19 protein-coding genes and 2 pseudogenes are annotated in these 20,700 nt (G+C 62.7%); 10 read left to right on the top strand and 11 right to left on the bottom strand.

The window, feature by feature from the left end:
- Position 1: 1 nt before the first annotated feature.
- A complete protein-coding gene (locus LJF34_RS20025; RefSeq protein WP_231187176.1) occupies positions 2–1,705 on the top strand; it encodes a SulP family inorganic anion transporter in 1,704 nt (567 codons plus the stop codon).
- Between the two features lie 93 nt (positions 1,706–1,798).
- On the opposite strand, the pseudogene LJF34_RS20020 reads toward LJF34_RS20025, so the two are convergent.
- Positions 1,799–2,027, bottom strand: a pseudogene (locus LJF34_RS20020) (transposase); the annotation flags it as partial.
- A gap of 329 nt (positions 2,028–2,356) precedes the next feature.
- Here LJF34_RS20020 and LJF34_RS20015 point away from each other — a divergent pair.
- A complete protein-coding gene (locus LJF34_RS20015; RefSeq protein WP_231187174.1) occupies positions 2,357–2,908 on the top strand; it encodes an ArsR family transcriptional regulator in 552 nt (183 codons plus the stop codon).
- Between the two features lie 530 nt (positions 2,909–3,438).
- Here LJF34_RS20015 and LJF34_RS20010 read toward each other — a convergent pair.
- A pseudogene (locus LJF34_RS20010) lies at positions 3,439–3,588 on the bottom strand (integrase core domain-containing protein); the annotation flags it as partial.
- A 358-nt stretch (positions 3,589–3,946) separates the two neighbouring features.
- Between LJF34_RS20010 and LJF34_RS20005 the strand changes: the two are divergent.
- The gene (locus tag LJF34_RS20005; protein ID WP_231187172.1) at positions 3,947–5,068 is read left to right on the top strand and encodes an AI-2E family transporter; all 1,122 of its coding nucleotides are present in this window, start codon (positions 3,947–3,949) and stop codon (positions 5,066–5,068) included.
- Between the two features lie 8 nt (positions 5,069–5,076).
- Here the strand turns inward: LJF34_RS20005 and LJF34_RS20000 are convergent, their stop codons facing one another.
- Positions 5,077–5,748, bottom strand: a complete 672-nt coding sequence (locus tag LJF34_RS20000; protein ID WP_231187170.1) for a helix-turn-helix domain-containing protein — start codon at positions 5,746–5,748, stop codon at positions 5,077–5,079.
- A 115-nt stretch (positions 5,749–5,863) separates the two neighbouring features.
- On the opposite strand from LJF34_RS20000, the gene LJF34_RS19995 reads away from it, so the two are divergent.
- Positions 5,864–6,565 (top strand): DUF502 domain-containing protein, encoded by a 702-nt coding sequence (locus LJF34_RS19995; RefSeq protein WP_231187168.1) that lies wholly within the window; start codon positions 5,864–5,866, stop codon positions 6,563–6,565.
- A gap of 18 nt (positions 6,566–6,583) precedes the next feature.
- Here the strand turns inward: LJF34_RS19995 and LJF34_RS19990 are convergent, their stop codons facing one another.
- Together LJF34_RS19990 and LJF34_RS19985 are read right to left on the bottom strand one after the other, a co-directional pair.
- On the bottom strand, positions 6,584–7,813 hold the full coding sequence (locus LJF34_RS19990; protein ID WP_231187166.1) for a M20 family metallo-hydrolase: 1,230 nt from the start codon (positions 7,811–7,813) through the stop codon (positions 6,584–6,586).
- A 78-nt stretch (positions 7,814–7,891) separates the two neighbouring features.
- Complete coding sequence (locus tag LJF34_RS19985; RefSeq protein WP_231187163.1) at positions 7,892–8,341, bottom strand: pyridoxamine 5'-phosphate oxidase family protein; 450 nt, start codon at positions 8,339–8,341, stop codon at positions 7,892–7,894.
- 170 nt (positions 8,342–8,511) lie between these two features.
- On the opposite strand from LJF34_RS19985, the gene LJF34_RS19980 reads away from it, so the two are divergent.
- The 5 genes from LJF34_RS19980 (at position 8,512) to hemG (ending at position 14,255) form a co-directional block, all read left to right on the top strand.
- Positions 8,512–9,258 (top strand): ABC transporter ATP-binding protein, encoded by a 747-nt coding sequence (locus LJF34_RS19980; RefSeq protein ID WP_231187161.1) that lies wholly within the window; start codon positions 8,512–8,514, stop codon positions 9,256–9,258.
- A gap of 15 nt (positions 9,259–9,273) precedes the next feature.
- Positions 9,274–10,509, top strand: a complete 1,236-nt coding sequence (locus LJF34_RS19975; RefSeq protein ID WP_231187159.1) for an ABC transporter permease — start codon at positions 9,274–9,276, stop codon at positions 10,507–10,509.
- Positions 10,510–10,709: 200 nt separating this feature from the next.
- Complete coding sequence (locus LJF34_RS19970) at positions 10,710–12,041, top strand: tryptophanase (RefSeq protein ID WP_231187157.1); 1,332 nt, start codon at positions 10,710–10,712, stop codon at positions 12,039–12,041.
- 162 nt (positions 12,042–12,203) lie between these two features.
- Positions 12,204–13,598: a sulfatase-like hydrolase/transferase gene (locus LJF34_RS19965; protein WP_231187155.1), complete on the top strand. Its 1,395-nt coding sequence runs from the start codon at positions 12,204–12,206 to the stop codon at positions 13,596–13,598.
- A gap of 117 nt (positions 13,599–13,715) precedes the next feature.
- The gene (gene hemG / locus LJF34_RS19960; protein ID WP_231187153.1) at positions 13,716–14,255 is read left to right on the top strand and encodes a menaquinone-dependent protoporphyrinogen IX dehydrogenase; all 540 of its coding nucleotides are present in this window, start codon (positions 13,716–13,718) and stop codon (positions 14,253–14,255) included.
- Here hemG and LJF34_RS19955 read toward each other — a convergent pair whose 3' ends face one another.
- Positions 14,256–14,648, bottom strand: a complete 393-nt coding sequence (locus LJF34_RS19955) for a DUF302 domain-containing protein (RefSeq protein ID WP_231187151.1) — start codon at positions 14,646–14,648, stop codon at positions 14,256–14,258.
- A gap of 168 nt (positions 14,649–14,816) precedes the next feature.
- On the opposite strand from LJF34_RS19955, the gene LJF34_RS29050 reads away from it, so the two are divergent.
- Positions 14,817–14,942 carry a hypothetical protein gene (locus LJF34_RS29050; RefSeq protein ID WP_255666295.1) on the top strand — a complete coding sequence of 42 codons (126 nt, stop codon included), beginning with the start codon at positions 14,817–14,819 and terminating at the stop codon, positions 14,940–14,942.
- Between the two features lie 9 nt (positions 14,943–14,951).
- Here LJF34_RS29050 and LJF34_RS19950 read toward each other — a convergent pair whose 3' ends face one another.
- The 5 genes from LJF34_RS19950 to LJF34_RS19930 all read right to left on the bottom strand — a co-directional run bounded on the left by LJF34_RS19950 (position 14,952) and on the right by LJF34_RS19930 (position 20,658).
- Positions 14,952–16,187 (bottom strand): permease, encoded by a 1,236-nt coding sequence (locus tag LJF34_RS19950; RefSeq protein WP_231187149.1) that lies wholly within the window; start codon positions 16,185–16,187, stop codon positions 14,952–14,954.
- A 251-nt stretch (positions 16,188–16,438) separates the two neighbouring features.
- On the bottom strand, positions 16,439–16,597 hold the full coding sequence (locus LJF34_RS19945) for a hypothetical protein (RefSeq protein WP_231187147.1): 159 nt from the start codon (positions 16,595–16,597) through the stop codon (positions 16,439–16,441).
- A gap of 209 nt (positions 16,598–16,806) precedes the next feature.
- A complete protein-coding gene (locus LJF34_RS19940) occupies positions 16,807–17,988 on the bottom strand; it encodes an ABC transporter substrate-binding protein (protein WP_231187261.1) in 1,182 nt (393 codons plus the stop codon).
- Positions 17,989–18,208: 220 nt separating this feature from the next.
- The gene (locus tag LJF34_RS19935) at positions 18,209–19,450 is read right to left on the bottom strand and encodes an ABC transporter substrate-binding protein (RefSeq protein ID WP_231187145.1); all 1,242 of its coding nucleotides are present in this window, start codon (positions 19,448–19,450) and stop codon (positions 18,209–18,211) included.
- Positions 19,450–20,658: an ABC transporter substrate-binding protein gene (locus LJF34_RS19930; RefSeq protein ID WP_231187143.1), complete on the bottom strand. Its 1,209-nt coding sequence runs from the start codon at positions 20,656–20,658 to the stop codon at positions 19,450–19,452. Before LJF34_RS19930 ends, LJF34_RS19935 begins: the two co-directional genes overlap by 1 nt.
- Positions 20,659–20,700: the final 42 nt, after the last annotated feature.

The following is a 20,700-nucleotide window of genomic DNA, read 5'->3' as shown; positions in this document are numbered from 1 at the left end:
GATGGAATCGGACTCACAATCGGGGAGGGAAAACGGAATCGTCGAATCCGTCCTTCCTATCTCGAACTGGCTTCCCCGATACGACCGGTCGTGGCTCCGCGCCGACGCACTCGCGGGCATCACGGTCGGCGCGGCGGTCCTCCCCGAGGGCATGGCTTACGCGTCGTTGGCCGGGTTGCCGCCCGAAACCGGCCTGTACGCCAGCCTGCTCGCACTCCTCGTCTACGTGTTCGTCGGTGCCTCCCGGCAGGTCGTGTACGGTCCCACCTCCGCGCTCGCCATATTGGTCGCGACGGGCGTCGGGTCCGTCGCCGCTGGGTCCCCGGCGGACTACGCGGCCCTCGTCGCGGTGACGACGATGCTCGTCGGACTCGTCTCCGTCGTCGCGTGGCTGTTCCGACTCGGGTTCGTCGTGAACTTCATCTCCGAGTCGGTTCTCACCGGCTTTTCCGCGGGCGCGGCGCTATACATCACCGCCACGCAACTCGACAAACTGTTCGGGATTCCGCGGGCGAGCGGCACCTTCTTCGAACGTCTCGGGTTCGTCGTGACCCACCTCGGTGCGACGAACCTCCCGACGCTGGCCGTCGGCGTCGGCGCGCTCGCCCTCCTCGTCCTCGGCGAACGCTACGCGAGACGCCTTCCGATGGCCCTCATCGTCGTCCTCCTCGCCACCGGACTGGTCGCCGTGACGGACCTCCAGCGTCGGGGGGTCGAAATCGTCGGACGGATTCCGAGCGGACTGCCCCCGCTTTCGATTCCGACGCCGCCGACCGGTACCCTCTCCGACCTCGTCCCCGTCGCGTTCGCGCTCTTCCTGCTTTCCTACGTCGAGGGAATGAGCGCCGTGGAGACGTTCGCCCGACGACACGACGACGCCGTGGACGCGAATCAGGAACTCCTCGCCGACGGCCTCACGAACGTCGCGGCGGGGCTCGGCCACGGCTTCGTCGTCGGCGGGAGCATGTCCAGAAGCGCCCTCAACGACGAAATCGGCGGCAAGACGCAACTCGCGAGCGGCGTCGCCGCCGCAGTTCTCGCGCTCGTCCTCGTCTTCCTGACCGACCTGTTCACGACGCTCCCCGAGACGGTGTTGGCGGCGGTGGTCATCGTCGCCGTCGCGGGGTTGGTCGACGTGCCCGAACTCCGCCGCATCTACCGCATCGACAAGTTGGAGTTCGGGACGGCGGCGTCCGCCTTTTTCGGCGTCCTCGTCTTCGGCATGTTGGACGGCGTGTTCATCGGCGTGTTCGTCTCGCTCCTCGTCGTCGTGGGGCGTGCGACGTACCCAAACACGGCGACGCTGGGTCGCGTGCCGGACTCCGACGAGTTCAGCGACCTGTCGCGTCACCCCGAAAACGAGCGCGTTCCCGGCGTCCTCGTCTACCGCGTCGATGCCGAGTTGTTCTTCGCCAACGCCCCGACCATCCGCGCCGAAGTCATCGACGCGGTGGACGGCCGCGATTCTCCCGTCTCCCTCGTGGTCTTCGACATGCGTTCTTCGCCCACCATCGACCTCACTGCCGCCGACATGCTCGCCTCGCTGGCCGAAGACCTCGACGAACGCGATATCGACTTCCGTCTGGCCGAGGCCGACGGTGCGGTTCGGGACGTCCTCGCCGCCACCGGCGCGGGAGTGTTCGACGACATGCCCCTCAACGAACGCGTCGTGACCGTCATCGAGAAGTGGGAGCGAAATCGTTGAGCGTCTTCCCCGGCACAATCGTGTCGCAATGCTACTGTTTGTTTGGCTCTGTAGTTTCGACACACGGCGCTGGATTCACGGATATCGGACGCTCTAGCGGAGGTTGTAGGCGGTAGCTTTGAGCAGCATTTCCCGGAACTCAAGCCACCAGTCTCGCACACGCGGCTGCGCCGAGCGTGCGCTTGATGCTTGAGAAGACGGTTTCGTTCATTCAGCGACGGTTGTACCGATCACGATCCATGCGGGCGTTGTGAGCGTGATCGAGTGAGTTCATGATACGGTGAGTATCGGGACGGACGCCGTTTTCACGGAGTTCATCACGGAGGCCCTGTGTGGTGAGGAAGCCGCGTAATGCCAATCTCTTCGAGGACACCACGCATCTCGCCGAGCATTCACTACCAGAACGGATTCATCAGTGGCGAGGGATTAACCAACACCAACTAACACATACGGATTTATTGGTTAAATGCTCATTCATCGGTTCGGAGTTGCATTCGGCTTGACGCGAAATCTGTGCGGGTCGTTGAACAGGCGGTTCATCACCCCAATCGTCCCTCTTTGAACATTCAGTGGCTGAGTCGTACGTCAGGGCTCCTCCTAGATTATTTTATCCACGGAAAGATTATCACACTCGAAGGTGTAGAAGTGTATATGACCAAGTCACCAATTGATGGCGAAAACGATCCAGAGCCGGCGTATGTCGAGCGGTGGAAGGAACATACAACTGGTTTCGATCGAGTTCGGTCGGTTGCGTTTGGGCTTCAGGAACCACGGACAGCAGGATGGATCGCTGGCGAAGCATATGTTTCAGAGCCCACTACCCGAGACCACCTTACTCGGCTTGTCGATCTCGGGATCCTTGTCACAGATGAAACCAGTGGAGGCCGAACGTACTACCCCGATCCGATTTACTCACGGTTGACAGCGCTTCGCGAGCTTGTAAATGAAAACACGGCGGCCGAACTCGCTGAACAAGCCGCGACAGTACAACGCGATATCGAGGAGTGGCAACAGGAGTACGGAGTTAGTGACCCGTCTGGTCTCCGGGCAACAGTTGCTGGTGAGGAACTCTCCGCCGACGAGGCTCAGACTCGACTTCGTCGTGCGGACGATTGGATGTCAGCGAAATATCACCTCTCTCTGCTCCGTGATGCCATCGACCATTACGATACCTACACCGCTCGTCCCTCGGCATCGGCATGACTGACTCGTCTACATGGCTGTTTGCCGATTATCATCGGTCAAAAAGCAACTCTGGAGCGAGGAAGTCAGCGCTCCCTCTTCGTCCAGACGGTGGGTCACGAAATGAAAATGAATCTGCCGAGAAGCGTCACCGAATCCTTCGGACGCTGCGAGAACAACTCGACCGCCATCCAGCAATCACGAACGCACGTGGGATTCCAGAAGGGTTGTACGCTGAAGTTCGTGCTGAGATGAACCCTCGGTACTTCGGACGCGACGGTGACGATGCGACGTTTCGAGTGACGTGGCATCCGAATCCGACATTTCCACCTGGGACTGGACTCGAAGACCGTGAACGTACGTCGCTGACCGCCAACTTTGCCTTCCATTACAGCGAATCCACTGGTTTTGACTGTGGATGGCACCTCGAACCGAATCCGCACGTCAGTGGTCACCTCCACTCGCAAGAACGGGACACACCAGACGAGGACTACACGTATCACGAGTGCACGCTCACTGCGGATTCGGTAGTCGGGGTACTCTGGGAAGTACTAGATGCCCTTGAATCCCGGTTGCGTGGCACTGTTTAGTTCTGTATCCTCGACAGGTGTTTGATTGTTGGTCGATTGATGCGGTCTCAGACGATTATAGTACTGCATAAACTGCTCAAGTCACTTCCTCAAACTGGCTCAACTGGACAGTGCCCTCAAAATAAGTCCTATCGAAAGTTGATCCATTGCTGCTGCTACAGGTATACCTAGTACACCGATACGATCGATACGTTGTGTGCCGAGAAGTATCGGACGTAATTCCCATCGATCTACTAACGGACCGATGAGGAAACGGAGTGCGTTCGACACCTGCACAAGCGCACCAGTAAGACCCGCGTAGAATGGGTTCCCCGTTAACTCCCAGATGTTCACCCTCGGTGGCCTTCTCATCGGCCTGTTCGCGGCGGGAGGCGCTCTTCTGGTTCCGATACTCTCCGACGAAAAGCCGTGACACCCCTCCCAATTATCACGCTACCTGATGTATTCCGTCCACACCACGGGGAATGCTATGAAACTTGGAACCGACGAGGGACCCGACGCGGCCGAACTCGGTTGGTGGCTGTTCGCCACCGCCTTGGCTCTCGTCCTCCTCACGTCGCTCGACGTCTATCTTGGCTGGTCGGTGTTCGGCGTCTTTCTTTACTACGTCGCCCGTCCCATCGCCAGACGCCTTCAGCACCGAGGAGTACCGCCGGGTGTGGCGGCCGTGATCACGCTGACTGTCATCGTCCTCCCGTTCATCGCCCTTCTCGGTGCCATCGCGGTTATCGCGTTCGGACAACTCTCGACGGTTCGCGTCGCCGACGTCGAGCGCCTCGTCCGAACCCTGTTTCCGGGCTTCGACTTTCGTGCGATTCCGACGACACCCGAACGGCTGTCCGACTCGGTCATGGAACTGCTTCGAAACCCGTCCATTCGCTCGTTTCTCTTCCGGATTCGCGGCTTCGTCGGGACGTTCGCGACCCAATCGTACAACCTGTTTCTCACGCTCATCTTCGTCTTCTTCCTCGTCCGGGACGAGCGAAACATCGCGGATTGGTTCCACCGAACCGTCGCGGACGAGGAGACGCGGACGGGCGAGTACCTGCACGCGGTGGATCGCGGCTTGAACTCCGTCTTCTTCGGTTACACGCTGACGATCTTCGTCATCATCGTCCTCTCCGCGGTCATCTACAACCTGCTGAACCTCGTCGCCCCACCGGGAATGGCGATTCCCCAGACCATGCTCGTGGCGATCGCGACCGGACTCGCCACCATCGTTCCGCTCGTCGGCCGGTCCATCGTCTACTTCGCGGTGGTCCTCTTCCTCGCCGTCGTCGCGCTCGAAACCGACCCGATTCGACTCTGGTTTCCGCTCCTGTTTCTCGCCGTCATGGAACTCGCGTTCGACAACGTTGTCCGGACGTACATTCGGCCGTCCCTCTCGGGTCGGCTGTTTCCGACCAGCCTCATCATGTTCGCATATCTCCTCGGCCCGCCCGTGTTCGGGTGGTACGGAATCTTCCTCGGCCCGTTCGTCATGGTCGTCACGGTGCAGTTCCTCTGGGTCGTTTTCCCGGGACTGCTCGGTCGGAATACGGTCGAAACCGAAGACTCCGACGGCGATGGAAACGACTCGAAAACGACCTGAACTGCCGTCTATTCGCTGATCTCGTTCTCCCCGACGACGAGCGCGTTCGTGAGGAGGTTCGTGTACCCGCGTCGGAGGCGCTCGGACAACGCCTGATGTGAGATACCGAGGTCTGCGGCGAGGTCGGTTCCCGAAATCTCCCGCGGGATATCGTAGTAGCCCTTCTCCAACGCCGCGATGAGCGTCTCGTACTGCTCCTCGGTGAGTCCGTACTGCCCCCGACGGGGCGACTGGTCGAGGCGGTATATCTGTTCGAGTCTGAGCGGAATGTCGTGTTCCTCGCAGTACTCGTACGTCGCTCCGAGCGCATCGCGGGCGGGAAAGAGGATTCGAAGCTGCCACTCGTCGCCCGTCCCCGTGGCGTCGATTATCGTTCCGTTCTCCTCGACGAGGATGTGGATGACGAACTTCGTCTTCCCGACCCACGTCATGCGGAACAACCATTCGTCGTCCAAATCGACGAGGAGTTCCACGTCACCGGTGGTCGGGTCGTCTTCGAGTGCCGCTTGGAGGGCGTCGAACTGCTCCGCTTCGGCCGTCGCCCAGACGTAAGGCATCACTCGGTCTGCTTCGGGTGCGACGACGCGCTCGACTTCGAAGGAAACCCCCGGAACCCCTTCGAGCGTCGCCTCCAGTGCGAACTCCGAGGCCGGAAGCCGCACGACGGCGATAGTACTCATCGGACGAACCTAGGGGCTTCGCATGGATTAGTCTGCTGGCGATCGGCGCGGGTTTCCCAACTGCTGGAATATTCAGCCGGTACGCTCTTTGTCCCCCGCCCGAGTGTGCTGGACGATGGATTCCACGGAGGATTTGTCTGTCGTCGGGAAACTACGGGAGATGGCCTTGACGGGCGTCACCGTCGTCGTTCCCCTCCTTATCACGTTATACGTCGTCGTCGTTTTGCTCAAATTCGTTCGAAATATGCTGTTGCCGCTCCTCTCGTACGTTCCGGTCGATTCCGTGTTCGTTCTCGGTGGCATCGCAATCGGGAGCATTTTCGTGTTGATTCTGGCCGTCGGGTTTCTCGCCCACTCCCCGTTCGGGGAGCGAGCCATCGACAATTTCGATTACGCCATCAGCCAGATTCCCGGACTCGGAACCGTCTACCGGAGCTTTCGACGGATGGGCGATGCGATGGTCGAGAGCGACGAGGATCACTTTCGGGACGTGAAACTGCTCGAATTTCCGACCGACGACACCTACACGTTCGCGTTCGTGACGGCGGAGACCCCCGAGGAAATCACCGACGCGACCGGCCAAACGGACATGACGACCGTGTTCCTCCCGATGGCCCCCAACCCCGTCATGGGTGGCTTCGTCGTCAACGTGCCCTCCGCTGACCTCGTCGACATCGACGTCCCCCTTGAAGTGGCGTTCCGCGCCATCGTTACCAGCGGCGTCGGCCTCGACGAGATGGACTCCGACACGGGCGGCCTCAGCGAGGACCAACTCCGAAAACTGACCGGTCAGGACGTCGCCCGGTATCAGGACTGAACCCCTTCTTCCGTTCCGTCAGCGCGCCAACGACGCGAGTCCTCCCGCGAGCGCCCGCGTCGCCGTCGCACAGTCCTCCCACTCGGTCCACTCGGCGGGGTTGTGCGAAATTCCGTCGCGGGACGGCGCGAACAGCATCGCGGCGTCCGTTACCCCCGCGACGTACATCGTGTCGTGGGCCGCCCCCGAGTGCAGGTCCAGCGTTTCGATACCCGTGTCTTCTTCCGCCTCGTGTACCGCCCGACGACAGCGTTCGCTCATTTCCGTCGGTTCGAGGTCGAACCCACGCGAAAACGTCGTCTCGACGCCCCGTTCCGTTTCGAGCCGCGACAGCGACTCCTCCGCCCGCGAGACGAGTTCGTTCATCGACTCGTAGCGCACGTCGCGGATATCGACGCCCATCTCGACGGTCCCGGGGACGACGTTCGTCGCGTTCGGCCGCACGTCGAGTTTGCCGACGGTCCCGACCGTCGTCTCGCCGATTTCGGTGGCCGCGCGCTCCACGTCCCCGACGAACTCGCTCGCCGCGGCCAACGCGTCGGTTCGCTCGTCCATCGGCGTCGCTCCCGCGTGGTTCGCCTCGCCGCGAACCGTCACGTCGCAGTGGGTGATCCCCGTGATCGTCGTGACGACGCCGACCGAAGCGCCAGCCCGTTCGAGGCGTCGCCCCTGTTCGACGTGCAGTTCGAGCCACGAATCCCACTCGCTCGCGTCGAGTCGCCCCTCGCCTCGGAAGCCCATGGATTCGAGGGCGTCCGCCAGCGTCGTTTGCCCGTCGGTCAGCGCGAGCGCCTCCTTCACGGACCGCTCGCCGACTGCGACCGATGACCCGAGCAGGCCGCTGGCGAACCGTTGGCCTTCCTCCTCGGTGAACGAGACGACGTCGACCGGACGGGACGGCTCGACACCCACGTCCTGCATCGCCCGAACCGCCTCCAGCGCCGAATACACGCCGAGCGGGCCGTCGAAGATTCCCCCCTCGGGAACCGAATCGAGGTGGCTCCCCGCGGCGACCGCGGCCGCATCCGGGTCGGCACCCTCCGGCGTCCACCGCCCGGCGATGTTGCCGACCGCATCCACGCGAACGACCAATCCGGCGTCCTCCAGTCGCTCGACGAAGTACTCCCGTGCCCGTCTGTTGGCCTCCGTTCCCACGAGGACGGTCCGCCCGTGTCCGTCGCCGTCGAGCGCGCCGAACTCCCCGGTCGCTTCGATATCGGCTTGCAGTCGATCCCGGTCTACTTCCATGGCTGGGTGTCGGCGACGGGAGGCAAGAAGGTGGGGGTGGTCGGTAGGGACTGCCGGAGCCGCGAACTCCCCTCCCAGCTAGGATGTGTCCCCCATTTGAGCCGTGAAATCCCAACTGTGGAGACGGTCCGGTTCGATTCGAACGGTCACTTCGGTTCGCCCGTCGGACAGGAGTTCACGCGCGAGTCGGGAATCGGTCCCGCCGAGATACCGACCCAACAACTCCCTGAGGAGGTCCTTCTCGGGATCCTGCTCCACGCTCGCGGTGCCGTTTCCCCGCACCCCGCTGTACGGGGGGTCGTTCGTGGAAACCTCGAACGCGACGGTCGAATCGTTTCGGAGCAACCGCACGATATCGGCGTTCGCGCCGGTGGCACAGCACAGGGTACCGTCCTCGAAGAGGTACCACAACGATACCATCCAGAGGCGTCCCGACGGCGTGTTACACGCCAGTCGAAGCGGAACCGCCGTTCGGTCGAAGAACTCGACGACCTCGGATTTCGACCACGCGCCGGAGAGTTCGGTCATGAAGACGCACCAATACGTCATCGCTCTCGAAGACCGAATACGCTTCGTCGGGTGTGACCACGTTCGAACCCACCGGCGGTGAGTGTAACCCCGCGACTGGGTTATTTTTCCCCTCGCCGCCGTTCGTGGCATGGAGTAGGGTTTAGACTGTCGGGATGCTAACGGTTTCTATGGCAGCACGCCACTCGGCGACGGGGTCCGACGGGGGGCCGAGCGACGCGGTGACGCTGACCGACGTCCGAAAAACGTACTTCCTCGGCGAACCGGTCCACGCGCTCGACGGGGTGGACCTGTCGATTCCGCGGGGGGCGTACACGGCGGTGATGGGACCGAGTGGGTCGGGGAAAAGCACGCTCCTCAACCTCATCGGCTGTCTCGACACGCCGACCGAGGGGACGATTCACATCAACGGACGCGACGTCACCGACCTGTCCGATTCGGAACGAACGACCGTCCGCGGGGAGGAAATCGGCTTCGTCTTCCAGACGTTCAACCTGATGCCGCGTCTGACCGCCCGCGAGAACGTCGCGCTTCCGCTCGTGTTCCGAGGTATTTCGCGCACCGAGCGACGGGAACGCGCCGACGACCTGCTCTATCGCGTCGGCCTCCGCGGACGTGAGGACCACCGACCCAACGAACTGTCCGGCGGGCAACGCCAACGGGTCGCGATTGCGCGCGCGCTGGCGAACGACCCCGCCATCATCCTCGCCGACGAACCGACGGGCAACCTCGACACCGAGACGGGCCAGCAGATAATGGCGCTGTTCGAGGAACTCAACGACGAGGGTAACACCGTGCTGATGGTGACCCACGAGCGCCACATCGCGGAACACGCCGAACGCGTCGTTCACATCCTCGACGGCACCGTCGAACGCGTCGAAGAAATCGACTCACAGCGGCGGGTCGAAGGGCGGTAAAAGCGGGGGTTGGTCGTGGAGTTCAGCGAGACGCTTCGGATGAGCATCCGGGAGATTCGGAGCCACCGCGTTCGCTCTTCGCTCTCCGCGCTCGGCGTCGTCATCGGCATCGCCGCCGTCATCACGCTCGTCACCCTCGGCACCAGCCTTCGCGTTGAGATTTTACAGGAGTTCACCGGCGGCCACGCGCCGAACGTGTACGTCTGGGCGGGTCCACCCGGCGGGCAACCCGGGACCGGCGCGCAACCGGCATTCACCGCACACGACATCGCCCGTCTCCGCGGTCTCGACGGGGTAGCGGCCGTCGTTCCGCGCGGTGTACTGCCCGTTATCGCTCTTACTCACGACGGGCAGACGGTGAGCCAGAACGGAATCGTGGCCACGACGCCGGACCAGTTCCGAACCCGGAAATTCGCCCACGGCGAACCGTTCGAACAGGGAAAACGCGAAGTCGTCCTGAATCCCGCGGCGACACGCCTGTTCGACGATGACCTCTCGGTCGGCGACCGAATCGGTATTCGAACGGCCGACGGGACCACCGTACGCGCCCGCGTCGCCGGAATCCTCGCCCGGTCGAGCGGAAACGGCCAGTTCGACAGCGGCGGGTCGCTCCCGCAGGTGTACGTCCCGACGCGACCGTTCTACGGTTCGACCGTCGAGAGTCCGACGCGGGGCACCGCCCAGCGCGTCTATCCGCTGGTCACGGTGGTCGCCGAAAACCACGGACGGATTCGGGAGAGCAAACGGGCGGTGAAATCCTACCTCCGTTCGAACTCCGACGCGGCGCGACTCACGCCCGACGAGTACGACATCCGGGTCCGAACCGATCGGGACCTCGTGAACCGGGTGAAGGACGTACTCACGACGCTGACGACGTTCATCACGAGCATCGCGGTCATCTCGCTCGTCGTCGCGGCCATCGGCATCGCCAACATCATGCTGGTGAGCGTGACCGAGCGCACCCGCGAGATCGGCATCATGAAAGCCGTCGGCGCGCAGAATCGCGACGTCCTCCAGTTGTTTCTGACGCAGGCGGTCCTCCTCGGTATCATCGGATCCGTCTTCGGCGTCGCGCTCGGTGCCCTCGCCGGGTACGCCGCGACCCGATACGTCGGCCTTCCGCTCGTCTTCGCGTACGAAGCGGTCCCCGTCGCCATCGGCGTCGGTCTCCTCGTCGGCGTGGTGACGGGACTCTATCCGGCGTGGAACGCGGCCCGGGTGGACCCCATCGACGCGCTCCGCTACGAGTGAATCGCACGGACACTTCGGGCATCGACCCCGGGCCGAAACTCGTCGATGAACTGACCGATGTGGGGACTCGAAGCCGTCGAAACACGGATGGACTATCGATAGTATCGATGTGCAAATCCGGTGACCGACGCCCGGAAACGCCCGTTTTCGACCGATGATTTCTCAGCAGGGTTAAGGCACTGACCGTTCCTATTTCGACCATGCGAGCCTACCGGGCCAAAGTCGTCGAACCGATTCACCTTCCCGACCGCGACGAACGCGAAGCGAACATCGAAGAAGCCGGCTACAACGTCTTCAATCTCGACTCCGAGGACGTGTTCATCGACCTGCTGACCGACAGCGGGACGGGCACGATGAGCGACGAACAGTGGGCCGCGATGATGCGCGGCGACGAAGCGTACGCGGGCAGTGACAGTTTCAAACGCCTGCAGGAGAGCGTCTCGGACGTGATGGGCTTCGAAAAGATCGTTCCCGCCCATCAGGGCCGCGGCGCGGAGAACGTCCTCTACGGCGTTATCGTCTCCGAGGGCGACTACGTCCCGAACAACACGCACTTCGACACGACGCGGGCGCACGTCGTCAACAACGGCGGAAACCCCGTCGATTGTCCCGTTGACGTCGCGCCGGACGACCCCTTCCAGGGCAACCTCGACCCCGACAAAGTCCGCGAACTGGCCGGGGAGGTCGGTGCCGAAAACATCCCCGCGCTCGTCGTCACCATCACCAACAACTCGATGGCGGGGCAACCCGTGAGCGTCCGGAACCTCCGCGAGGCACGCGAGGTGGCCGACGAAATCGACGCCACGTTCGTCATCGACGCCTGCCGGTTCGCCGAGAACGCCTACTTCGTTCAGCAGCGCGAAGCCGAGTTCGAGGGCAAGAGCGTCGCCGACATCGCACGCGAGGAGCTTTCGTACGCGGACGCCATCATCATGAGCGGAAAGAAGGACGCGCTCGCCAACATCGGCGGGTTCGTCGGCGTACGCGACGGCGAACTGTTCGAACACGCGAAACAGCGCGGCATCCTCTACGAGGGCTTTTCCACCTACGGCGGTCTCGCCGGACGCGATTTGGAGGCCATGGCCGTCGGCCTCCGCGAGGCGGTCACGCAACCGTACATCGAATCCCGCGTCGAACAGGTGGCGGAACTGGGCGACCTCCTCATCGACGCCGGCGTTCCGATTTACGCGCCGACCGGCGGCCACGCGGTGTACGTGAAGGCCGAGGAGTTCCTGCCGGACATCCCGCGCGAGCAGTTCCCCGGGCAGGTGCTCGCGGGCGAACTCTACCGCGAGGGCGGCGTTCGCGCCGTCGAACTCGGCGAGTTCGCCTTCCCGGGCGAGGACCGCCCGCAACTCGTTCGGCTCTGTCTCCCCCGCCGAACCTACTTCCGCGAACATCTGGAACACATCGCGGAGACGTTCGAGGCGGTCGATGAACGGCGCGAGGAACTCTCCGGCCTGGAAATCGTCTGGGAACCGCCGATGGAGGAACTGCGCCACTTCAGCGCGAAACTGGAACCCGTCGAGTGACGCCGAGACGGCAATTTGGTTGATGCCGACTCGTTCGGCCCGTCGTCTCGAAACTCTCACGAGAGCTATGGAGCGCTATACGCTCTCCCGGGCCACTTCCTAGCAAGGTATTTTACCTCGGTGACGAACTTTCAGGTAGCGAACCAGCAGTCACCCCGACAGATGAGCACGAACGCCACACCGATAACGGTCCTGTTTACCGTCGATTCGCTCCGAGCGGACGCACTGCCCGACGACGGCGCGATCGCCGATCTCGGACGGGCGGGAACCACGTTCGAGAACGCCTTCGCGCACGGCAACTGGACGCCGTTTTCCTTTCCGTCGATTCTCGGCGGGGGGCACGTCTTCACCGATTCGCGCGACATCGGTCTGCCCGACCGTTCGACCCTCGCCGAAACGCTCCGCGACGCCGGAATCACGACGGCGGGGTTCAACGGCGCGAACGGGTTTCTGACCGACCACTGGGGATACGACCGCGGCTTCGAGACGTTCGAGACGTTCACGTCGAGCACGAACGACGCGTTTTACAGCAAGTATCTCACCGCCCATCCGACCGTTCAAGCGTGGTTGCAGGTCGCGGCGTCGCCGTTCCGCCGCCTCCTCGGCCGCGACGGCGGGGCGAGGAACGTCTCCCGGATGCGGGACGTGGAGGAACACGCCGTCGACTTCATCGAACGCGCCGAACCGCCCTTCTTCCTGTGGGTCCACTACATGGACGTTCACACGCCCTACGTCCCCGCACCGAAGTTCGTCCGCGACGAGACGGGCGTGAACGTCGGCTCGTTGAAGATGCTCCGGGCGCACGCTCAAGCCGGTCTCGGGAAGGAAGTCAGCGGCGAGACGCTCGACAACCTCCGATCGCTCTACCGCGCCGCGATTCGGCAGGTGGACGAGAGCGTCGGCCGCGTCGTCTCGGCGCTGTCCGACAGGGGATTTCGGGACGACGTCTGCCTCGTCTTCGCGGGCGACCACGGCGAGGAGTTCATGGAACACGGCCACCTCGCCCACTACCCGAAACTCTACGAGGAGTTGGTCCGCGTTCCTCTCTCCGTCTCCCATCCCGACGGCGGGTCGAAACCCGTCGAGCGGGCCGTCGGCCTCGACGCGATTCCGCCGACGATCTGTGACGCGATGGGCGTCGACCACGATTTCGACGGCGAGAGCCTTCTCGACGAAACTCCCGACTCGTCCGCCACGCCCGCCACTCCAGTTACCTCCGTCGCGGTTCGCGGACCGACCGTCACCTACCAACCGATTCCGCGCCGGTTGGACGACGGGGAACTCCTCGTCAGCGCCAGAACGCGCGAGTGGTCGTACGTCTACCACACCGAGTCGGAAGCCCGGGAACTGTACGACCGAACCGCCGACCCGGCGGAAACACAAAACTTGCTGGACGACACCGCCGCCGGGGATATCGACGTTCCCGACCATCTCCACGAGGCGGTGGAGGGACGAATCGACGCGATGGCCGCGGCGGACGTGGAAACCCGCGATAATGGAGAGAAAGCGCCGCCGTCCGCGGTCACCGACCGGTTGAAGGCGCTGGGCTATCAGTAACCGTCCTTCTCACTGGAATACTATTTTACTCGATGCCGTCGAACGGATCCCCGGGGGACAGACAGTGCAATCCATATCGAGCCACGAACGCACGCGTTCGAACGGGGGCGGAAACTGATGGCGCAGGTACTCGTGCTCTACGGTTCGACCGAAGGGCAGGCCGCGACGGTAGCCGAACGGATCGCCGACGTGCTCGAAACGGCGGGCCACGACCCGGCCGTCGTTCATATCAAACATCGACCGGAGCCGTTCGATTTGACGGACTACGACGCCGTCATCGTCGGCGCGTCGATTCACATGGGCAAACACCAGAAGTACGTGCGGAAGTACGTCAAGCGGCACGCCGACGAGTTGAATCGGCTTCCGTCGGCCTTCTTCTCGGTGAGCCTCGCCGCCGCCGACGATTCCGAGGAGGGATGGGAGGGTGCCCGCGAGTACGTCGCCGAGTTCCTCGCCGAAACCGGGTGGAACCCGGACGCGACGGCGGTCGTTCCCGGCGCGCTCAAATACAGCCAATACGGGACGCTCAAGCGGTTCGTGATGAAGCAGATAGCGAAGCGGACGAGCGGCGATACGGACACCGCCCGCGATTACGAGTACACCGACTGGAACGAAGTCGAGGGGTTCACGTCGGACTTCGCGGAGTCGTTGACGTGATTACTCGGCGAGCGACGCCAACACCCGGTCGAACCGACTTTTCACGTCGTCCGCGATGTCGTCCAGTTCGTCGTTGTCCACGACTGAAAGCATCGTTTCCGGGTCCACCATGCTGACCAGCACGCCGTCGTCGGTTTCGTAGACGACGACGTTGCAGGGCAGGAGGACGCCGAGGTCGGTTTCGGCGTCGAGGCCCTGCTTCGCGAGCGGCGGGTTGCAGGCACCGAGGATTCGGTAGTTCGGGTAGTCCTCGATGTCGAGTTTTTTGGCGAACGCCTCGCTCACGTCGATGTCCGAGAGGACGCCGAACCCCTCGTCGGCGAGCGCTTCCGTCGTTCGCTCCACGACCGAATCGAAGTCGCCGTCCACGCGCCGTTTGTCGTAGTAGGTCATCGCCGTTTCCTACGGAGCGGAGGCTGATAGTAGTTGAGGTTACTTCGTGCAATCGTGGTCGGTCGCTTTCTCCCCGCTTCCAGCTACTCCAGCTTTGTTTCGCACTATCCTCTCTCCCTGTATTGAATCTACCGCACAATACAAAGCGCTTCGGACCGTACTATGCATATGAACGATTCCGAGAAGACCTGCGAGCTAGAGGAGGGTCCGAACTGCGACTCCTCGCCGGTTTCGGACTACGCGTGGCTTCTGAAGCGCGTCGGTCGCAAACTTCGAACGCTCGTGGCTCGTTGAAAACGGACGTCAGTCCGCGTGAGCGGCGGCCTCTTCCCCCTCGCCGCTCGACTCGAAGTAGGTGACGTACACCTGCGCGGCGAAGACGGCGGTAAATATCACGTCGAGCACCGTCGTGTAGGTGTGGGGTACCGACCCGCCCGTCGCGTTGTGTTTCGGAATCAACCCTCCGGCCAACCACGCGTAGTGGGTGACGATGCCTGCGAACGTCGCCACGGCGAAGATGGAGACGAACAGCACCGCCGCCAACCGCTTGCCGTAGTATTTCCGGTACATGTCCACGATGTGCGGGACGATGAGGTCGGCGTAGATGAACGACATGACGCCTCCGAACGGGATGCCCGCGTTCCACAGCACGAGCGCGAAGGGGACGTTCGCCACCGAGCAGACGAACGTGATGACGCCGACCATCACGCCGATGGCCGACCCGAGGACGACCCATCCGACGGTTCCCTCCGGGACGAGCGTGAACAGTTGCGCCCACCACGACCGCGGGACGAAGGCGGCCAACAGCGAGGCCACGATGAACCCGACGATGAGGTCGTCCCACAGCATCTCCCACTCGCCGATGGCGTTGCGGAAGGCGTTTTTCCACCCGGACACGGTGAGGAGTTTGTCCTTCCACGTCGCGTCCTCCCGTTGATTGACGAACGTCTCCTTGCAGGACTGCGAGCAGAAGTATTCCGTCCCTTCGTCCGTTTCGACACTGAGCGTGTCGTCGTCGTTCGGGTCCACTTCCATGCCGCACACCGGGTCGCGGACGGTGTCGCTCTCCTCGTCGCCCGACCGTACGTGGTCGCGGGCGGCCTCGAACCACGAGTCCGGAACGACGTATTTCGTGATGGCCGCGAGCACCAGAATCATCAGGATTCCGCCGAAGATGTCCGCGGCAACGAACTGCCATCCCAGCAGAATCCACATCACGAGACCGATTTCGATGACGAGGTTCGTGCTAGCGAACTGGAACCCGGCGAACGAGGCCTCCGGCGACGCGCCCTTCTCGAACAGCGACTTCGTCGTCGCCACGGCCCCGAACGAGCAACTGGACGAGAGGAAGCCGAAGAAACTCCCGATGCCGATTTCGCGTAGTCCCCGCCCGCCCAGCAGGTTCGTCATCCGCTCCTCGCTCACGAACGCCTGTACCGCCCCCGAAATCGTGAACCCGAGGACCAGCGCCCACCACGTCTTCCACGTCATCTCGCCGAAGAACGTGGCCGCGTCGGTCAGGCTCCCTGCGATGTTCATACCGGCTAGTACGGGAACGACACTTTCTACGGTTGCGGCTAACAGGGTAAACCCGATGACTCGGGCGTCGAACGAACTATTTCCATGAAACAGCGCCTGAGACGCCGAAGCAGTCCGCACTCCTCGCATCTGAACACACGTTTCCGCGTACCAAGATGGATTTCACCTCAGAATATCAAAAACACTCCCGGAAAACAAAATTTCCTGTGGTATATCGACCCCCTTCTCCGCAGAATATTTCTTCGAGGTGATTACTGACGGACTTCCGCGCACGTGTTCGCCATCAACCACTGATTGTCCGTATCCTCCGGGTTTCGAATCTCCACCCACCCGTCGTCACAGAACAACATTTCACACTCGTCGTCGGACGTCGGTGCATCCGACGACACGCCTTCGTCTTCGGCCGACATCTCAGATACCTCCGCGGGTCGCGTGTCGGTCGGACTCAACCTCGCTCGCTCGAACGGAATCGTGAACTCGAACCATGGGCTTCCTCGGCTAGTCAGGCGACCGTTTCTCACTTTGTTATGCGGCGCGATACGCGTGATAAACGCTGCCTACCGCCGGGAAGGGAGTGGTTTCCTCCGGTGTGATCACCGGAGAGAACCCGTTCGGTTCCTCAGTTCGTTCCGGCGACGATCCCCGCCACGCGTCCCCTGTCGAACAACTGTTCGTCCTTCGGAATTTCCGGATACGGGTCGCCGTTTTCGTACTCGGGCCACTCGCCGAACTGCTCGGGATAGAGCTGTTTTGCGGTCATCTCCAACTGGAAGAGGTTCATCAGCGGCCCTTGGACCGGGTTTCCGGACGGGTAGACGGCGTCGTTCTTCACGGCGGTCAACTTGCTTCCGACGGGGTGGTCGGCGAGCGTCTTCCGGATTTGCGCGACGTCGTAGTACGAGGCGACCCCGAACGTGTGAAGGATGACGTCGGGGTCGACTTTCAGTATCGTCTCGAAGTCGTATGTCGTCTGATACGTTACCTCCCCCTCGGCGAACGCGTCGATCGCTCCGAGGGGTCGAACGTGGGCGTTGGCGAACCCTTCCGTGTTGATCTTCGAGGGGTAAAACGTCCCCTGCATGAAGATGACGGACCCGACGGTCGGTCGTTCACCCTCCGGCGGCAGGTTCGACTCTATCCGTTCGAGGAGGTCGTCGTGAACCGACGCGAGCGCCTCGTAGCGCTCCCGCTCCCGGAACACGGCGGCCACCTTCTCCGCGATCTCCCAGAGCGTGTAGTACTCGTAGTTATCCCGATACGCCTTCGGCGGTTGGCTGTGCTGACGGCTGTACGTGTTGCCGAACCACGGCGCTATCTTCTCCTCGATTTCGTCGATATCGGATTTCTTCCACCCGTCGAACGACAGCACGAGCGCGGGGTCGACCATGTGGAGGTCCGAATCCAACTCGTAGAACAGTTCCTTGTCGATGTTGACGCCGCCGGAACCGGTGTTCAGTTGGGTCAGTCCCTCCCGATCGAAGGAGACGCCGTCCAGTCGCTCGTAGTACGCGTCCAGCGTGTTTCCGCCCGCATCCGAGTCGAATCCCAGCGAGTTCACCGCGTCGCCGTGCCCGTAGGCGACCGCCATGTCGGCGTACAGTAGACTGTACACCATCACGTTCGCCGGGACGCTCTCGAACTCGACGGTGCCCATCGGCGACATCGTCACCGAGTACGGTCCGGACTCTCCCCCGTCCGATTCGGTCGTCGTCGCGCTCGTAGTCGTGTCCGTAGCCGCGTCATCCGTCGTTTCCGTCGTCGATGCACCGTCCGTCTCGTTCCCCGAACATCCCGCGAGCATCCCGGCACCGACCAGCGTGCCGGTGCCCTTGATGTACTCTCGTCGAGGAAGAGAGGTCAACAGCCTCTCTTCCTCGACGGCTTCCCCCTCGCTTCGTTCGCGGGAATCCCGTCGGGTCCGTTCGCTTCGCTCACTTCCCCGACGACTTATCACTCGCTGACGCTCGTGAGAATCCCGCCGCGTCGATGCGTCGGTCGGGATCGTGTCGTCGTTCGTCATGTTAGAACTCCCCCTCGACGATGTCCGCCACCCGCTGGCGGTCGAACAGTTTCTCGCTCGCGCCGAACTCGTCGGGATACACCTGCTTGACGGTCCGTTCGGTGTTGAACAGGTTGAGCAGGGGTCCCGCCTGCGGCGGGCCGCCGGGATAGACGGCGTCGTTTTCCACCGCCGTTAGCTGACTCCCGACGCCGTTTTCCCGCATGGATTCGAGGTACGCTTGACGCCACTCGTCGGTCCCGCGGAGTTCCGTCGATTCCAATTTCGACGGGATGTGCGCGTCGTAGATGAGCGCGTCGGGGTCCACTTCCAACAGCGTCTCGTATCCGACGGTGGGATAGTCTCCGGCCTCGATGTCCATCTCGCCCCACGCGTCGTCGAATCCCGCATCGCGGTAGTGCATCTGCCGGAACCCGTGTTCGCGGAGTTGAAGGAGCTGAAACGACCCTTTCTCGGGGTTCGACCCGACGAAGAGGACGCCGACGGTCGGCCGGTCGGCCTTCGACGGCAGTCGTTTCTCGATACGCTCCATCATCTCTGCGTGTAGTTGCCGGAACCTCTCGCCGCGTTCCTCCTCGCGGAACACGGCCGCAACCTTGTCGAAGAGGTCGTACAGCGAGACCATGTAGTCGCCGTTCCAGTCGTACTCCCGTGCGCTGTACGCGCCGAAGAACGGGCCGACGTTTTCTGCCACCTCGTCGATGTCCCCCTGCGACATGCCGTACGCCTTGAGATAGTTGGGGTCGGCCAAGTGGACGTCCGAGTCGGCCTCGTAGAACACTTCCTTGTCGAAGCCGCCGTCCTGCCAGATGACGGGTACCTCGTCCGGGTCCACGTCGATGGGGACGCCGGTCGCCTCGAACGCCACGGTCGGAAACAGTCCGAATCCGGTGGCGGCGAGGCCGTCCTGCTTCCCGAGCGCGATGGCCATATCGAGGTACGCGGGGCCGCCGGGGTTCGACCATCGTTCGGGAACCGATTCGAACTCCACGTCGCCGACGGGTTCCATCGACACCGTGTAGGACCCGTCGGATTCGGTCGTCGTTTCGTCGTCGCTCGTGGTCCCCGTTCCGTCGTCCGTTTCGCTCCCGCTTCCGGTCGTCGTCTCCGTACCGCTGGCGTCCGTTCCGGAATCGCTTGCACACCCGGCCAGCAGGCCCCCACCGACGATGACACCGCCGTATCTGATGTACTCGCGACGCGGTAGCGTGTCGCTTCGGGGCGTGTCCTCGTCGCCTGCCATCAGAGCTCTCCGTTGACGATGTCCGCGACGCGCTGGCGGTCGAACAGTTCGTCGTCGCCAGTTACGTCGCCGAACGTGTCGGGATACAGCTGTTTCGCCGCGCGTTCGGTCAGGAAGAGGTTGTGAATCGGTCCCTGGTAGAGGTAGCCGCCGCGGTACACGCGCCCGTTCTGAACGGCCGTCAGTTCGCTCGCGACCGGGTGGTCTCGCATGAACTCGAGGACGGTGTTTCGGAACTCCGTCGCGGACTGGCGCTCGTGTGCGCGCAGCATGATCACGTCGGGGTCGATTTCGAGCATCGTCTCGTAATCGATTCGCCCGCGGTCGGTGGTGCTGATGCCGTCGATGCCGCTGCTCGCGAGCGCGTCGCTGACGCCGAGGTCGCGCCACTGCTTCTTGCTGGTCCCCTTGTCATTGAGTCGGTACGGCGAGAACTTCTCCGGTTCGTTACTCCCCTCGTACACGAGCAACACGTTCGGGCGCTCGTCGGCCGGGGGAAGTTCGGTTTGTATCTCGGCGATGAACTCGTCGTGCAGCGTTTCGAACGCCTCGTACCGTTCCCGCTCCTGGAAAAGCTGTGCTATCTTCTCGAACGCCTCGTAGAGGGTGTAGTACCGGTAGTCGTGCCACTCGTCCTCGCGGCGGAAGATGAGGTTCCCCACGAACGGGCCGACGTTCTTCGTTATCTCCTCGACGTCCTTCTCGCTCCAGTCGAACCAGTTAACGAGCATCTTCGGGTCCATGACGTGGACGTCGCTGTCGAGTTCGTAGAACAGCTCTTTTCCCATCCCGGCCTCGCCGATATCGTTGTTTTCGAGCTTTTTTCGGTCCACGCTCACGCCGGGCAACTCGTCGTAGAACTCCGTGTAGTATCGGGCCGCGCCGCCGATTCCCGTCATTCCGTCGGCTTTGCCGAGTGCGACGCCCATGTCGGCGTAGCCGCCGCCGTACGCGACCCACTTACCGGGGACCGATTCGAACGTGACTTTCCCGGCCGGTGCCATCGAAACCGAGTAGGATTCGTCCTCGGTCTTCGTGGTCCCGTCGGACGAACTCGTCGTGTCCGTCGTGTCATCCGTCGTCGATGCCGTTTTCGATTCCGAATCTCCCGCACAACCGGCGAGCAGACTCCCGCCGAGTATCACGCCGCCGTATTTCACGTACTCTCTCCGCGTCCGTCCCGAATCTGTCGTGAACTCTCTCGACATACCTTTTAGGCTCGCCTAAAGTCATAAAACGGTTTCGAATTT

Origin of the sequence: Haladaptatus sp. DYF46, from assembly GCF_021083305.1 — an archaeon.
Lineage (GTDB): Archaea > Halobacteriota > Halobacteria > Halobacteriales > Haladaptataceae > Haladaptatus.
The sequence above is the reverse complement of the archived record's forward strand: the minus strand, read 5'-3'. Positions and strand labels throughout refer to the sequence as shown.

Excerpts from the sequence above, each read along its gene's own strand:
- LJF34_RS20025 (WP_231187176.1), top strand. The coding sequence starts at position 2 with ATGGAATCGGACTCACAATCGGGGAGGGAAAACGGAATCGTCGAATCC.
- LJF34_RS20015 (WP_231187174.1), top strand. The coding sequence starts at position 2,357 with ATGACCAAGTCACCAATTGATGGCGAAAACGATCCAGAGCCGGCGTAT.
- LJF34_RS29050 (WP_255666295.1), top strand. The coding sequence starts at position 14,817 with ATGAACGATTCCGAGAAGACCTGCGAGCTAGAGGAGGGTCCGAACTGC.
- LJF34_RS19990 (WP_231187166.1), bottom strand. The coding sequence starts at position 7,813 with ATGGAAGTAGACCGGGATCGACTGCAAGCCGATATCGAAGCGACCGGG.
- LJF34_RS19940 (WP_231187261.1), bottom strand. The coding sequence starts at position 17,988 with ATGCTCGCGGGATGTTCGGGGAACGAGACGGACGGTGCATCGACGACG.
- LJF34_RS19985 (WP_231187163.1), bottom strand. The coding sequence starts at position 8,341 with ATGACCGAACTCTCCGGCGCGTGGTCGAAATCCGAGGTCGTCGAGTTC.
- LJF34_RS19950 (WP_231187149.1), bottom strand. The coding sequence starts at position 16,187 with ATGAACATCGCAGGGAGCCTGACCGACGCGGCCACGTTCTTCGGCGAG.
- LJF34_RS19930 (WP_231187143.1), bottom strand. The coding sequence starts at position 20,658 with ATGTCGAGAGAGTTCACGACAGATTCGGGACGGACGCGGAGAGAGTAC.
- LJF34_RS19945 (WP_231187147.1), bottom strand. The coding sequence starts at position 16,597 with ATGTCGGCCGAAGACGAAGGCGTGTCGTCGGATGCACCGACGTCCGAC.
- LJF34_RS19935 (WP_231187145.1), bottom strand. The coding sequence starts at position 19,450 with ATGGCAGGCGACGAGGACACGCCCCGAAGCGACACGCTACCGCGTCGC.
- hemG (WP_231187153.1), top strand. The coding sequence starts at position 13,716 with ATGGCGCAGGTACTCGTGCTCTACGGTTCGACCGAAGGGCAGGCCGCG.
- LJF34_RS19995 (WP_231187168.1), top strand. The coding sequence starts at position 5,864 with ATGGATTCCACGGAGGATTTGTCTGTCGTCGGGAAACTACGGGAGATG.
- LJF34_RS20000 (WP_231187170.1), bottom strand. The coding sequence starts at position 5,748 with ATGAGTACTATCGCCGTCGTGCGGCTTCCGGCCTCGGAGTTCGCACTG.
- LJF34_RS19980 (WP_231187161.1), top strand. The coding sequence starts at position 8,512 with ATGGCAGCACGCCACTCGGCGACGGGGTCCGACGGGGGGCCGAGCGAC.
- LJF34_RS19965 (WP_231187155.1), top strand. The coding sequence starts at position 12,204 with ATGAGCACGAACGCCACACCGATAACGGTCCTGTTTACCGTCGATTCG.
- LJF34_RS19955 (WP_231187151.1), bottom strand. The coding sequence starts at position 14,648 with ATGACCTACTACGACAAACGGCGCGTGGACGGCGACTTCGATTCGGTC.
- LJF34_RS19970 (WP_231187157.1), top strand. The coding sequence starts at position 10,710 with ATGCGAGCCTACCGGGCCAAAGTCGTCGAACCGATTCACCTTCCCGAC.
- LJF34_RS20005 (WP_231187172.1), top strand. The coding sequence starts at position 3,947 with ATGAAACTTGGAACCGACGAGGGACCCGACGCGGCCGAACTCGGTTGG.